This window comes from Pedobacter chinensis, assembly GCF_003339865.1.
GTDB classification, from domain to species: Bacteria; Bacteroidota; Bacteroidia; order Sphingobacteriales; family Sphingobacteriaceae; genus Pedobacter; species Pedobacter chinensis.
The window spans coordinates 79,362-94,310 of the sequence record NZ_QPKV01000001.1; the positions used below are offsets into that span (position 1 = coordinate 79,362).

General features: G+C 34.6%; 11 protein-coding genes. 4 read left to right on the forward strand and 7 right to left on the reverse strand.

Translation table 11 applies throughout. The features are described from left to right. Positions 1-39 precede the first annotated feature (39 nt). From DU508_RS00415 to lpdA, 7 genes are all read right to left on the reverse strand, one after another. Complete coding sequence (locus DU508_RS00415) at positions 40-975, reverse strand: alpha-E domain-containing protein (RefSeq protein ID WP_115400877.1); 936 nt, start codon at positions 973-975, stop codon at positions 40-42. 9 nt (positions 976-984) lie between these two features. Beyond that, a complete protein-coding gene (locus DU508_RS00420) occupies positions 985-2,433 on the reverse strand; it encodes a circularly permuted type 2 ATP-grasp protein (RefSeq protein WP_115400878.1) in 1,449 nt (482 codons plus the stop codon). A gap of 444 nt (positions 2,434-2,877) precedes the next feature. Continuing rightward, positions 2,878-3,405, reverse strand: a complete 528-nt coding sequence (locus DU508_RS00425; protein WP_115400879.1) for a ferritin — start codon at positions 3,403-3,405, stop codon at positions 2,878-2,880. A gap of 195 nt (positions 3,406-3,600) precedes the next feature. Next, entirely contained in the window at positions 3,601-3,960 is a 360-nt protein-coding gene (locus DU508_RS00430; RefSeq protein ID WP_115400880.1) for a hypothetical protein, read from the reverse strand. A gap of 556 nt (positions 3,961-4,516) precedes the next feature. Continuing rightward, positions 4,517-5,356 carry an MBL fold metallo-hydrolase gene (locus DU508_RS00435; RefSeq protein WP_115400881.1) on the reverse strand — a complete coding sequence of 280 codons (840 nt, stop codon included), beginning with the start codon at positions 5,354-5,356 and terminating at the stop codon, positions 4,517-4,519. Between the two features lie 193 nt (positions 5,357-5,549). Then, entirely contained in the window at positions 5,550-5,879 is a 330-nt protein-coding gene (locus DU508_RS00440; RefSeq protein WP_115400882.1) for a DMT family transporter, read from the reverse strand. A gap of 625 nt (positions 5,880-6,504) precedes the next feature. Next, positions 6,505-7,893, reverse strand: coding sequence for a dihydrolipoyl dehydrogenase (lpdA, locus tag DU508_RS00445; protein WP_115400883.1), 1,389 nt, complete (start codon positions 7,891-7,893; stop codon positions 6,505-6,507). A gap of 786 nt (positions 7,894-8,679) precedes the next feature. Here lpdA and DU508_RS00455 point away from each other — a divergent pair. From DU508_RS00455 to DU508_RS00470, 4 genes are all read left to right on the forward strand, one after another. Beyond that, entirely contained in the window at positions 8,680-11,910 is a 3,231-nt protein-coding gene (locus tag DU508_RS00455) for a TonB-dependent receptor (protein WP_233509358.1), read from the forward strand. A gap of 367 nt (positions 11,911-12,277) precedes the next feature. After that, entirely contained in the window at positions 12,278-12,829 is a 552-nt protein-coding gene (locus DU508_RS00460) for a hypothetical protein (RefSeq protein WP_147273574.1), read from the forward strand. A 96-nt stretch (positions 12,830-12,925) separates the two neighbouring features. Beyond that, entirely contained in the window at positions 12,926-13,453 is a 528-nt protein-coding gene (locus DU508_RS00465; protein WP_115400886.1) for a DUF3347 domain-containing protein, read from the forward strand. 132 nt (positions 13,454-13,585) lie between these two features. After that, positions 13,586-14,875 carry a citrate synthase gene (locus tag DU508_RS00470; RefSeq protein ID WP_115400887.1) on the forward strand — a complete coding sequence of 430 codons (1,290 nt, stop codon included), beginning with the start codon at positions 13,586-13,588 and terminating at the stop codon, positions 14,873-14,875. Positions 14,876-14,949 lie beyond the last annotated feature (74 nt).

Below are 14,949 nucleotides of genomic sequence, written 5' to 3' on the forward strand. Positions count from 1 at the left end.
TTCTGTTTAATAAACTAATCGTGGTGATTAATTTAAATTTTATGAATTTGCGAAATAATATTCATTTAAAAGATTGCCGATCCCGAAAAGTTCGGCCCTTATTTCTGTTAAATAATGATGAAGTTGTTCTTCTTCCATCGTATTTACTGAGCTATAGGTAATCATACTTTTTAATCTTCCTATTTTGAACGATAGGTTATTGTAATGTTCTATATTGCTTTCACTTTTTAATCGATTAAAATATCTCTCAATATTATTCATCGAGTAAAGTGCCGACCTCGGGAAATCGTTATTCAGCATAACCAATTCAATGATGTTTTTGGCATCAAAACCCTGTCTGTAGGTTTTAAGGTATAGCTCATACCCACCAATGGAAAGCAATAAATGTTTCCAGTAAGCAATGTCTGTTAGCAGATCCGGGTTGCTGCTAATGGAGCTAAATTTGATGTCTAAAATATCAATAGATTGAATACTTCTTTCTAAATGTTTTCCAATCTTCATAAAGCTCCTGCTTTCGCCGCGTTCCATTGCGCTATCAGCAGTACCATGATAAAGCATTACCTGTTTAATTAAAACATCCAGTGCTGTGATGGGGTCATCTTTCTGAACATACCATAGTAGTTTTTCATCTTTTACGGTATGATAATATTCATTTAGGCATTGCCATAAATCTTTAGGAATATGCTCCTGTACACTCCGTGCGTTTTCTCTGGCAAGTGTAACAATATTTAATATTGAATTTGGATTATCGCGGTTTAACAATAAATATTCAATTACCGCCCTGCTGTCGTGCTGGATGTTTAATAACTCATTCTCATCATCAGAAGAAAAAATTCTGATAATTGGTTTCCAGGTAAATTCCTGAATGGTATCCTGCGATGATGCATAATTTATTTTTAGCATGCGAAGCATACCATCGCTGCGCTCCACATACCTGCTTAACCAATATAAACTTGATGCTACTCTGCTTAACATATTATTATTTTAAGAAGTTAAAACCCATGTATCTTTGCTGCCGCCACCCTGCGAACTATTCACTACAAGTGAACCTTCTTTAAGTGCAACCCTTGTTAAACCTCCTGGAACAATCGAAATCCCATCAGGACCGTTTAAGGCAAAAGGCCGTAAATCTATTCTGCGTGGCGCCAGTTTTCCATTGATGAAACATGGGGCAGAAGACAGGCTAATGGTTGGTTGAGCAATGAAATTACGTGGATCTTTTAAAATCTCTATCTTATATTCTTCAGTTTCCTGCTCGGATGCTGCGTGTCCCATCAACATTCCATAACCACCACTTCCATTGGTTTTCTTGATTACCATGCTATTGATGTTTTCGAAAACATAGTCCAGTTCATCGCGATTGCTCAATTGGTAAGTTGGTACATTTTTTAGGATCGGCTCTTCATTCAAGTAATATTTAATCATTTCGGGCACATAGCTGTAAACCGCTTTATCATCAGCTACACCATTACCCACTGCATTTACAATGGCAACATTGCCTTTGCGGTATGCACCCATCAAGCCCGCAACACCCAGCACACTGTTTGGATTAAAGACCAGTGGATCAAGGTAATCATCATCAACACGGCGATAAATAACATCAACCTGCTGTAATCCTGTTGTGGTTTTCATGAAAACTTTTTGATTTTTAACCACTAAATCCCTTCCTTCAACCAATTCAACGCCCATTAAACGGGCCAGCGTAGTATGTTCATAATAAGCTGAATTATACATTCCCGGACTTAAAAGCACAATAGTGGGATTGGAAACAGCCCTGGGTGATAGTGCCATTAAATTTTTATAAAGAATGGTTGGATACTCCGTTACACTTCTTACACCGCATTGCGGGATTAGATCGGGGAACAACCTCTTTGTTATTTCACGGTTTTCAAGCATATAACTCACTCCTGAAGGGGTACGAAGATTGTCTTCCAGAACGTAAAATGTTCCGTCATAATCTCTGATCAGATCAATGCCTGCTATGTGGATGTAAATATCATGCAATACATTTACATTATGCATCTCCCTTAAAAAGTGAGGGCAGGAGTAAATCACATTTATAGGAACAATCTGATCTTTAATAATAAACTGATTGCTATAAACATCTTTCAGAAAAAGATTTAAAGCTTTTAGGCGTTGCTTGATCCCTTTTTCGATAAACGACCATTCAGCAGAAGTGATAATACGCGGAATAATATCAAAAGGAAATATCTTTTCAATTCCTTCGCCGCTGTCATAAACAGTAAAGGTAATTCCCTGACTCATAAAAAGTTTTTTTGCTAACTCTTCTTTTTTGTTGAGATTTTCAAGAGATTCTTTTGAAAAATTATTAATGAAATTTGAATAGTGATTTCTGTAATTGTCACTATTTAGGAACATTTCATCGTATGTTTTTGGATGATTTAAGTAATTTTTAATAAAATTTTCTACCATTTGACTTAAATATTTGCTTAAAGTATGATTTTGAAAGCAAAAAATTATAAAAAATTATATAAAATTTTAATTAAAATTAGATTACTGATGTTATTATTTATTTTTTATTGTTGATTTTTAGTTGTTTGTGTGTTTTTTGCAAAATATTTTAAATTATTTTCAATTTTTTGTTGCTAATATCAATTAATGTTGTACTTTTGTAATGCTCGTTAATTATTATTATATATTTGGTTTAAAAAAAGCGCTGGCAACGGCGCTTTTTTTATAAAACAATTAAGACTTATTCATAATCAACATAAACCAAACAACCTAAACTACAAAAGCTTCCAAGGGTAACTGAGGAAGCTTTTATTTTTTATGAGATTCGGTAAAAAAAATATTGAAAAGAAAAAAGCCACCTCAATTTTAATTAAGATGGCTTATGGATATATGTTTTGTTAGTTGTTATTCTTCTGAATAGGAGATTTTATTAACGTGCTTGTCAATTTCCCATCTTCCCATACCTTCTTCACCAATTACCTCAAACAATTCAAGTGCTCTACGTGCTTTGTACTCTTCTTCACGTTGCTCTTTTAGGAACCAGTTTAAAAATTCCATTGTAACAAAATCTTGTTCTTTATGGCATTTTGCTGCAAGATTTTTAAAACTTTGAGTGATCGCGATTTCTGCTTCAAGTGCATCTTCAAAAACTTCTCTAAATCCCGCAAAGTCAGTTTTAATTCCAGTAACTTCCGGAGATATGGCATTTCCTCCCATGTCTAAAACATATTTAAACAATTTTAACTGGTGCATTCGCTCTTCTTCAGATTGCTTTGTGAAATAATCAGCAGAAAAGTCATAACCATTCTGGTTACACCATGATGCCATTGATAAATATAGTGATGAAGAGTGTGCTTCTTTTTTTATTTGCTGATTTAAAAGTGTTTCAATATCCTGAGATATTAAACATTTTATACGCATAAGATCTTTCATAATTTCTGTGCTTTAATAACAATACAAATGTAAAGTGAATTTGTTCATTTGTAACATTTATTTGCAATATGAAATTAGTCTAAATTGCTGATCAATAAGTGTTTATAATCAGTTTAAATAAGGATGAAATGATGGGGGATGAGGACAATAAGGAATTGGTTGGTAATCGCCTTTATAAGCATATGAGTCAGTGAATTAAACTACCAATCTATAAAGACAATCGCTAATTAAGTGATTCAACTTAAACATTGTAAATGTGCCCTGCAATAAATCTTTAAGTGCCACTATTTCTAATGCGTTAAGCAGGTAAATATGCTCACAACCGTTAAAAGTAACCAATTCGAAATCTGCTCTGTGGGTATTTAAAAGCAGTTCTTCAATATCAATTTGCTCAACAACCTTTTTTAATTTTTGAAGAGACAGGCAATTGTATTTAGCGAATTTACCGCCAAAATCAACATAAAAGCAATTTAATTTATCTGACTGATAAATAGAACCGTGAACATTTGAGAATACGTTAACCAGTTCATTGATATCGATACAAGCTTTTTCCATCTGATGCAAAAATTGGTATTATTTAGATTAAATACAAATAAAAGATCAAATAAATTTTTAATATGACACCAGATCGGGTTTCATTATAGATTGGCTCCGTTTCAACATCATGAATTTCAAAATGGCATTGGAAGTAACATGAAAAGTTTGACTTCATAAAGGTAATTAAGTTGGAAGGAAGGTTGCTGATGTTAATGCTACCGTATTTTTCTGGGCTCAGTAATGAGTAATTATTGCTGAAGCTTGCGAAGTTTATGGATTGTAAAGCAGCCGTAGATTATATTTTGCTACGGAAACACTGAACGCAAGGAACAATATTGAACTTGATTCTGTGTTATCTATGTTTCCGTGGGCAATGCTTATAAGAATGTTTGCCTGATGTTAAAGCGAGCGCATTTTTTCAGGGCTCAGATAAAAGGCAATTGTCGCTGAAACTTGTGAAGGTTTATGGATTGTAAAGCAGCCGCAGATTATATTTTGTCACGGAAACACTGAACGCACAGAACAATCAATAGTGCCATAACTTTAGCGTCAGCCGGTTATCCTGTTTGATCATTTATATCTCACTCAATTTAAAAGTTTGAGCCACCCGAATTCCTTTTTCTGTTCTTTGTAAGGTGCAGCATTCATTAACCGGATCATGTTCCAGGTATAATATATAATCATTATTCACTGCCTCTTCTAAAAAAGCCTGTTTTTCAGTTAACGTTTTTAAAGGGAACATATCATACGCCATTACATAAGGCAAAGGTAAATGACCAACTGAGGGAAGGAGATCGGCCATATAAACGATAGTTCTACCTTTGTGGCTTATTTTGGGCAGCATCATTGCATCGGTATGGCCATACGCAAACGTAATGTTGATGTTCTTTTGCCATTCAATGTTTTCCTTTTCTGGTATAAAATGCAGTTGTCCGCTTTCCTGAATAGGCAGTATGTTTTCCTTTAAAAAGGAAGCTTTTTCCCTTGCATTCGGTTCAACAGCCCACTGCCAATGCTTTTCATTGCTCCAATAGTTTGCGTTTTTAAATGCAGGCACTAACTTTTCATTTTCACGGATAATTGCACCGCCCACATGATCGAAATGCAAATGCGTTAAAAAAACATCAGTAATATCAGCTGTGCTAAAACCTAAATTGGCTAAAGATTTTTCCATTGAATCGTTGCCATGCAGGTAATAGTGGCTGAAAAATTTTTCGTCCTGTTTATTTCCAATACCAGTGTCAATTAAAATTAATTTATTTCCATCTTCAATAAGCAAACATCGCATCGCCCAGGTACAAAGATTATTGGCATCAGCAGGGTTTGTTTTCTGCCAGATTACTTTCGGGACAACACCAAACATAGCGCCGCCGTCTAATTTAAATAAACCTGTATCAATGGTGTGTAAAGTCATAACCCTATTATAAATGTATTGGCTTTAAAGTTATGATGTTTTGTGTTGATGAGCAATATCAATTTTTTAATCGGGTTATATACAGCTATTGGATGAGATTGCTTCGTCGTTCCTTCTCAAATACGATAATGAGGCTTTAATTTGTGAGTGGGGTGAAGCACCTGTCGTATATATATTGACCGGACTTAAATTATTAAGCAGACTTATCTGGTGTAACTAATTTTAAGCCTATAATAGATATGATCAATAATCCGATGAAAAATATTCTCCAAAAATTAGCATCTTCTTTAAAGTATAATATCCCAACGAGTACAGTTCCAACCGCTCCAATACCCGACCAAATTGCATAAGCGGTACCTAGTGGGATTTGCTCAATTGATTTGGTGAGAAAAACGAAACTGATGATCACGCAAACCACAAATCCTACTGCCCATTTCCAGTTTGTAAATCCTTCTGATAATTTTAGAGAAGTTGTAAATCCAACCTCGAAAAGTCCGGCGATAACAAGTAAAATCCAATGCATAGTGTTGATTATTTAAGTTGAAAAAATGATTTGTTATATTTTGAACAGGTAAAGAGCATAAATGTTTTAACTGAGCGTAATGGTTGGTGAATAGGAAGGTTTGATTAATAATGGATCAAACGGGTTTGTCATTCTGAGGAATAGTTTATTTTGCTTCGCAGCTTCGCAGTCATAAGAATCAATATGAATGACATTGAGATTCTTTCAGTATTTCCCGCAGATGCTGCTGATTACGCAGATAAAATAAAGTCTGCGTAATTTTTCTCGAATCTGCGGGATATTTCTTTATAAATTTAAGTTAAAGTATTGATTAACAGAAAATTGTCAAAACAAGTCATTGATAATGTGATGAAGAATATCTGACTCATAGGCTTTGGTTACCGTTTCGCTCAGGATTGGTTGTTGAATTATTTATGTTAGCATCTCATCGCTTGCAGATTATTCATTAATAAAGTTATTTTCAATTGTACGCATGCTTGTTTCGCAGATCTTCACTGCGTTCAGAATGACAGCGCTAAACGGGTTTTTAAACCAAAAAAGGTGTCCAAATAATTTGAACACCTTTGACTTTTTAATGCATGGAGCTCTGCGCTCTGACTTCGGACCTCTGACTCCGGACTTCCGACTATAAGTGTATTACTTCGCCGTAAGCGTCTGCTGCCGCTTCCATAATTGCTTCACTCATTGTTGGATGAGGATGAACAGATTTAATCATTTCATGGCCAGTAGTTTCCAGCTTGCGGGCCACTACGATTTCAGCAATCATTTCGGTAACATTAGCGCCAATCATATGAGCACCTAATAATTCACCATATTTAGCATCAAAAATTAATTTCACAAAACCATCTTTTGCACCGGCAGCACTGGCTTTTCCAGAAGCTGAGAATGGGAATTTGCCGATTTTTAATTCGTAACCAGCTGCTTTAGCCGCTTTCTCGGTATAACCAACAGATGCAATTTCTGGTGTGCAATAAGTACAGCCCGGAATGTTGTTGTAATCTAATGGCTCAACATGCTGACCAGCAATTTTTTCTACACAAATAATACCTTCGGCAGATGCCACATGAGCCAGTGCCTGACCACCTACAACATCTCCAATGGCATAATATCCTTTAACCGAAGTATTATAAAATTCATCAGTAACGATTTTACCTTTTTCAGTTTTAATGCCTGTTTCCTCCAAACCGATGTTTTCGATATTTGCAACAATACCAGCTGCAGAAAGAACAATATCAGCTTCGATTGTTTGCATGCCTGATGCCGTTTTAACTGAAACTTTACAACCTGCACCACTGGTGTCAACAGATTCAACACTTGCTGAAGTCATCACATCAATGCCTACCTTTTTCAAGCTGCGCAACAATTGTTTAGATACGTCTTCGTCTTCTACCGGCACTACATTATCCATGAACTCGACAATGGTAACTTTAGTTCCCATAGTAGCATAAAAATAGGCAAATTCCACTCCAATAGCTCCAGATCCAACAACTACCATACTGTTTGGTAATTCGGGAAGAACCATTGCCTGGCGATAGCCAATGATTTTTTTGCCGTCTTGCTTTAAGTTGGGTAACTCTCTTGAACGGGCACCTGTTGCGATAATAATGTTTTTAGCTGTTAATTCTTTTTGAGAACCATCAGTGCCTTTTACTTCTAATTTGTTGCCTGGTTTAACTTTACCAGTCCCCATGATTACGTCAATTTTATTTTTCTTCATTAAAAATTGAACGCCTTTGCTCATTCCGTCTGCTACACCACGGCTGCGTTTTACAACTGCTGCAAAATCTGCTGTAGCGCCCGATGTAGTAATTCCATAATCAGCAGCATGGTTAATATATTCGAAAACCTGAGCGCTTTTCAAAAGTGCTTTCGTTGGGATACAACCCCAGTTTAAACAAATACCACCTAATGATTCACGCTCAACAATAGCAACTTTCATTCCTAATTGTGAAGCTCTGATTGCAGCTACATAACCACCTGGGCCGCTGCCTAAAACAATAACGTCGTAATTCATCTGTTTTTTTAATTTGTTTTTTATCTTTCAGATGGAGCTTACCATAATTAAAAATCATCATTCGTTTATTCAATTGCGATTTAATTATGGATGGTTCAATCTATTTTAAAAGAGATTTGCTTTTTTGTTCTATTATAAAGTATCTTTTGGTAAAGTAGCCCTCGTACTAACGGATATTTCCGGTTTGATGATTGCTTACAGTCCTCATTACCATCTGTCGAGCACTTGTTCAACAATTGCCAAAACTAAAAAAAAAATGTTAATTGATGGGATGATTATTAAGATACCTTTATCAAATACAGAAAAATTGACAAATCAAGTAAACATCCATTTTAAGTTTATTGATGGGAAGAGATTCGTTTGAATTACAAATAACATCATTATTTGTCATGATCCTCAAATTATAAATAAAACTCATCTTTTATCCATATTGATTGGTTTTAATCAGCTGATTTAAAACTTGTGAATTGATTTTTATGATTTTCAACGTTTTGTTCGGAAAACTTCTGATCAAAAGAAGAATTTCTGCTTTAGTTGGTCTTTTGTAAGTTTACTTATTCAAAAAATAAATTGTTGGAATATGTTTTTTGGTAAAATGTAACGAAACTCCGTTTTTTGTTTGATATATTGTAATATTTTTGTTCTTTTTTTGATAGTTATTCATTTCTATATTCAAACTGTTGATAAAGTGAAAGTTATCATGCCAATAAAACATGTTAATTGTTGAAAAGTTTTATAATACTTAACGATAATTTAACATTGGATGTTAAAATGTGTTAAATATTATTGAGTACATTTGCGGCAATAAAAATCACCCCGATTATTATTCAACAAACAAAAACAATTAAAAAAAGAAGTATGAACAAATCTTTACTTTTAAGATTAGTATTCGTTATTGTTGCTATTGCAGGTATTACTTTTAGTGCTCAGGCACAGGTAACCACATCAACAATGACAGGGACAGTTAGAGATGCAAAAGGTGCTCTACCTGGCGCGAGTTTAAAAGCTACGCATATTCCAACTGGTACAGTTTATTCTGTATCAACCAATAACGATGGTCGTTACACTATTTCTAATATGCGTGTAGGTGGTCCTTACACAGTAGAAGTAAGTTACATTGGTTATAATGCGGAAAAAATTAATGACTTAACTTTAAAGTTAGGTGATCCTTATGTTTTAAACATAGTTTTAACAGACAACAGTAAACAGCTAAATGAGATTGTAATTACTGGTAAAAATGATCCTGTTTTCAATAGTAAAAAGACAGGGGCTTCTACTAATATCAGTAAAGAACAATTGCAAAGTCTTCCATCATTATCACGTTCATTAAGTGACTTTACCCGTTTAACACCACAAGCAAACGGTAACTCTTTCGCTGGTGCAAATAACAGATTTAATAACATCACCATTGATGGTGCTGTAAACAACGACGTTTTCGGATTAGCTAGTAGTGGTGCACCAGGTGGTCAAGCCGGAACTCAACCAATTTCATTAGATGCTATTCAGGAATTACAAGTAGTGTTGGCTCCTTTTGATGTAACTTTAGGAAACTTTGCAGGTGGTGGTATTAATGCTATCACTCGTTCTGGTACTAATAAAGTTGAGGGTTCTGCTTACTTTTTTGGTAGAAATCAAAATACTATTGGAAAGAGTGTTGACGGTTTAAATACAAAAGCGGCTGATTTCTATAATACTCAATATGGTTTCCGTTTGGGCGCTCCCATTATCAAAAACAAATTATTTCTTTTTGTTAATGGAGAAATGGGTAGGATTCAACAGCCAACCACTTTAAATGTAGGTGATCCTGGATCTGTTCTAACAGCTGCAGATGCACAAACAATCGCTAATACTCTACAAACTAGATATGGCTATGATGCCGGAAGTTCAGGCGCAATAGATTCTAAAACACAAAACAATAAACTTTTTGTTCGTTTGGATTGGAATATTAATGCAAAAAATCAGTTAACATTACGTCATAACTATATTAAAGCATTTGACGATAACATTAGCAGAAGTACAACCCAGTTCCGTTTTGGAAACAATGCTTATAGATTCAATAACAATCAAAATGTATCGGTATTAGAGTTAAGAAGCGCAATCTCTCAAAATGTATCTAATAATTTAATAGTTGGTTACCAAAGAATTAGAGATTTCAGATCAACAGCAGGGTCATTATTCCCGCAAATCCAAATCAATAACATTAATGGTATCTCTGGTAACTCTGTATTGGTTGGTTCTGAAAGAAGTTCTACAGCCAATGAATTAGATCAGGACATTATCGAATTTACTGATAACTTAAAAATCTTTGCTAACAAACATACCTTTACTTTCGGTACACATAATGAGTTTTTCAAGTTTAGAAACTTATTCATGAACAACTTTGCAGGAAGTTATACTTATAGTAACTTGAATGATTTTGTAACGAATGCAAGACCAAACATTGCAGCAGCAACTTATTCAGTGGTACCTGGAGACCCAACTCCTGCAGCGAAATTTAACGCTGCTCAATTAGGATTTTATTTTCAAGATGAAATCGATGCTTTCAAAGGCTTCAAGTTAATCGCTGGATTACGAGTTGATGTACCATTGTTTTTTGACGATCCTGCTGCTAATCCTCTCATTGCCTCTACTTTTGCTAATCAAAGAACAGATCAAACTCCAAGTGGTCAGATTTTAGTTTCTCCACGTTTAAGTTTTAACTGGGATTTAACTGGTGACAGAGCTTTACAATTAAGAGGGGGTGCTGGGTTATTGACTAGTCGTGCTCCATTCGTATGGTTATCAAACCAATTTACTAACAGTGGAATGTTATATGGTGCAGTAAATGCAACTAACGGTACGGGTACTTTTATTGCTGATCCTGCGAATCAAAGAGCCGCAGGTGGTTCTGTTTCAACTTATGAAGTGAACCTAGCTGATAAAAATTTTAAATTACCTCAAGTTTTTAGAACAAATCTAGCAGCAGATTTTAAATTACCTGGTGGAATTACAGGTACTTTAGAGGCTTTATATAGTAAAACTGTAAATAACGTATTATATAAAAACATCAACATGAAACCTGCTATTGGAACTATTCCTGCAAGTATCACAGGTGGTGCCGATCTTCGCCCTTTATATAACTATCCAGCAACGGCTGGAAAAGTAAATACTACTTTTACCAACGTTTATTATTTAGATAACACTGATAAAGGAAGCAGCTATAACTTAACAGCTCAATTGCAAAAAGCTTTTAATTTTGGATTATTCTTATCAGGATCTTATACCTATGGTAAATCTAAGGATGTTAACTCTGGTGCTAGCAGTACAGCTTCTTCAAACTTTGGATTTGTTCAAATCGTCAATGATCCAAATAATCCTGATTTAGCTTATTCTAACTTTGATGTTAGACATAGAGTTACTGGTGCGTTGAATTATGCAATTAAATATGGTAAAAATGAGTCATTTGGAACTACATTCTCATTATTCTATGTAGGTAAATCTGGGTCTCCATTTACTTATTTATATTTTGGTGACCTTAACCAAGATGGAAATAATCAAAATGATTTACTTTATGTACCTAAAACTCAAAGTGAAATTAACCTAACTCCTTTGACAGTTGGTACACAAGTTTTCACTCCTGCTCAACAATGGACTGCTTTAAATGATTTCATCAACAATGACCCATACTTAAGCACTAGAAGAGGTCAATATGCTGAACGTAATGGTGCAAGGATGCCATGGGAACATCAATTTGATGTTCGTGTTATGCAAGATTTAGGTGTAGTAGGTGGTAAAGGAACTAAGAATAGTTTGCAATTATCATTAGATATCATCAACGTTGGTAATTTAATCAATAAAGATTGGGGTAAATTATACTCGTTATCAAATGGTGCATCTACTTTAATTAATTATAATTACAACGCTACTACTGGTGGTGGTTATACTTTCCGTGCCCCAACCAATGGTACAGCATATCAAGTTGCTCCATTTGCTTCGAGATGGCAAGCTCAAATAGGCGTTCGTTATAACTTTAACTAATACTTGATTTAAATATTTAATTGAAAGCTCCGACTGAAAAGTCGGAGCTTTTGTTTTAATGAGGATTTCCAAAAATCTAAAATCATGATCTGAAGGCTCGTAATAGCGTTGATTTGGAATTCTTTTCTGTTTTAGCTTATGCTTTTTGGGAGGTCGTCTTGCTTTTCGTCTTTATTTACATCTGATTCTTTTCCATTTTATGATTTGCTGTTTTTAAACCAACAAAGTAGTTGTTATGCAACAGCCACGAAATGCGGATGCTTTTTATTGATGAAAATTTCTGAAAAGATGAAAATTATAAAATCTGTTATCTTTTTATTGTCGTATATATAGCAAAACCCTTAATGAATAACTTAAAATATCTAACATGAAAACAATTACAAAACTTTTTGCAACGACATTTACCGCTCTTGCAATTTTTACGATGACAAATTTGCATGCACAAACAATGACTACCATGGATGGAACGATGATGGATAATGGAATGGGATTTAAAGTGGGAGTTGGAATAAGTGGTGGTTTATTTAGAGATAAATCTCCAATGGATTATGCCTATGGTGCTGATTTAAAATTGCAATGGGATCTTACAAAGGATGTTGCCATCACTGCATCAGGCGGTTACACTAAACTAATGGGTAAAAACAATTCTCTTGATGTTGATTTTATTCCTGCTAAAGGTGGTGTAAAAGTGTTTGCCATTAAAAGAATGTATCTGGCAACTGAGGCCGGAGCAGGATTCGCCATCCAGGATGGTGCAAAAACCAATTTTATCTATACAGGGGGGGTTGGTTATGAATGGAACAGTGGATTTGATATCGGTGTAAGATATGAAGGTTATGTAAATAACAGTTCATCAACCACCTATTTCAGACAAACAGGTCAATATGCTTTAAGATTGGCATATAATTTCAAATTATAATTGAATCATCATATATTTCCGAAGCCTCGCAATTTGCGGGGCTTTTTTTATTGATTTAATATTAAAATTGCTATTTTGAGCCGAAAACCAAATACAATGAAAAGGATATTAGGAATTGCCATATTAGCTACGTTAATGGCTTGCAATCAGGCAGAGAAAAAATCAACGGAAAATACAGACTCTTTACAACAAGATTCATCTCTGGTAAGCAATATTACCATCAAGGATGAAAAAAAATCTAACATCTTAAAACAGTATATAGATTTAAAAAATGCGCTGGTTTCTTCAGATGCTGATGCTGCTCAAAAATCTGCAACTGTGCTGGAAACCAGTCTGGCCAATTACGAAGGTTGCGAACCTACTGCCGAAATAGCTGCTAAAATCGCTTCTACCAGTGACCTTGTTACTCAACGTAAAAATTTTACAGTTTTAAGTGCAGATGTTATTGCGCTGTTAAAAAATACTGATATAGAAGCAGGAACTATCTATGTTCAGCATTGTCCTATGGCCAACAAAGGAGATGGAGGAGATTGGCTATCAACAGAGAAAGAAATTAGAAATCCGTACTACGGTAATGAAATGTTGGAATGCGGCAGAGTTGCCGAAGAGATTAATGGAAAATAATTACAAAACCTGATTAAATTAAGCATGATTGTTACGTCTTTTTGACCGATTATTCATATTAATTTAACAGATTTGTTATGCATGTATATTAATTTTATATAATTTAGAAAGCTATAAACACAATACAATAATATGTCAGATATTGCAGAGATTAAAGTCGATGGTAAGACAATAGAATTGCCAGTAATCACAGGAACAGAAGATGAAAAGGCCATTGATATATCGAAATTAAGAGATCTTACAGGTTTTGTAACTTTAGATACTGGTTTTAAAAATACGGGGTCGACAAAAAGTAAAATCACTTTTTTAGATGGGGAAAAAGGTATTTTAAAATATAGAGGTTATTCTATTGAACAGCTTGCTGAAAAATCAAGTTTTTTAGAAGTTGCTTATCTGATCATTTACGGTAATTTACCCACTCAGGAACAATTAGATGGCTTTCAAGCTGAAATCAGTAAGCATACATTGATTCATGAAGATATGAAGAAGTTTTTTGATGGTTACCCATCAAGATCTCATCCAATGGGCCAATTGGGATCGTTGATTTTTTCATTATCTACTTTTTATCCTGAATGTTTAAAACCTAATCAAACAGCTGAAGAACAGGATTTAACCATCATCAAATTATTGGCTAAACTGCCTACAATTGTTTCATTTATTTATAAAAAATCTTTAGGGCATCCACTTATTTATCCTAAAAATAAATACGATTATGTTACTAATTTTCTTTGGATGACATTTGGTCAGCGTACTGAAGATTATGAAGTAAATCCGATTGTGGTTAATGCAATGAACAAATTGCTTATCCTGCATGCTGATCATGAACAGAATTGCTCAGCATCTACAGTTCGTATTGTTGGTTCTTCTGACTGTAACCTTTATGCCTCTATTTCTGCAGGTATAGCTGCATTGTGGGGTCCGCTTCATGGTGGCGCAAATCAAGCGGTAATTGATATGCTGGAGTTGATTAAAGCTGACGGTGGTGATACTGAAAAATGGATTAATAAAGCAAAAGATAAAAATGATCCTTTCCGTATGATGGGTTTTGGGCACCGGGTTTACAAAAACTTTGATCCACGCGCTAAAATCATCAAAAAAGCATGTGATGATATTCTGGAGAACTTAGGCATTGATGATCCAATCTTAGAAATTGCTAAAAAGTTAGAAGAAGCTGCTTTAACAGATCAATATTTTATTGATAGGAAGCTTTATCCAAATGTAGATTTTTATTCCGGTATTATTTACAGGGCTTTAGGTTTCCCTTCAGAAATGTTTACAGTATTGTTTGCTTTGGGGCGTTTACCAGGATGGATTGCTCAATGGAAAGAAATGCATGAAAACAAAGAGCCTATTGGTCGTCCCCGTCAAATTTATGTTGGTGAAACAGATAGGGAGTTTGTTGAAATCAAAAATAGAAAGTAAGCCGTTTCACAAAAAAGCCTCAGATTTTTCTGAGGCTTTTTTGTGAAAACAGGAATTTGCTTAATAGCAATATT

Coding starts and splice junctions, on each gene's coding strand:
- DU508_RS00430 (WP_115400880.1), bottom strand. CDS start 3,960: ATGGAAAAAGCTTGTATCGATATCAATGAACTGGTTAACGTATTCTCA.
- DU508_RS00420 (WP_115400878.1), bottom strand. CDS start 2,433: ATGGTAGAAAATTTTATTAAAAATTACTTAAATCATCCAAAAACATAC.
- DU508_RS00425 (WP_115400879.1), bottom strand. CDS start 3,405: ATGAAAGATCTTATGCGTATAAAATGTTTAATATCTCAGGATATTGAA.
- DU508_RS00435 (WP_115400881.1), bottom strand. CDS start 5,356: ATGACTTTACACACCATTGATACAGGTTTATTTAAATTAGACGGCGGC.
- lpdA (WP_115400883.1), bottom strand. CDS start 7,893: ATGAATTACGACGTTATTGTTTTAGGCAGCGGCCCAGGTGGTTATGTA.
- DU508_RS00470 (WP_115400887.1), top strand. CDS start 13,586: ATGTCAGATATTGCAGAGATTAAAGTCGATGGTAAGACAATAGAATTG.
- DU508_RS00465 (WP_115400886.1), top strand. CDS start 12,926: ATGAAAAGGATATTAGGAATTGCCATATTAGCTACGTTAATGGCTTGC.
- DU508_RS00415 (WP_115400877.1), bottom strand. CDS start 975: ATGTTAAGCAGAGTAGCATCAAGTTTATATTGGTTAAGCAGGTATGTG.
- DU508_RS00460 (WP_147273574.1), top strand. CDS start 12,278: ATGAAAACAATTACAAAACTTTTTGCAACGACATTTACCGCTCTTGCA.
- DU508_RS00440 (WP_115400882.1), bottom strand. CDS start 5,879: ATGCATTGGATTTTACTTGTTATCGCCGGACTTTTCGAGGTTGGATTT.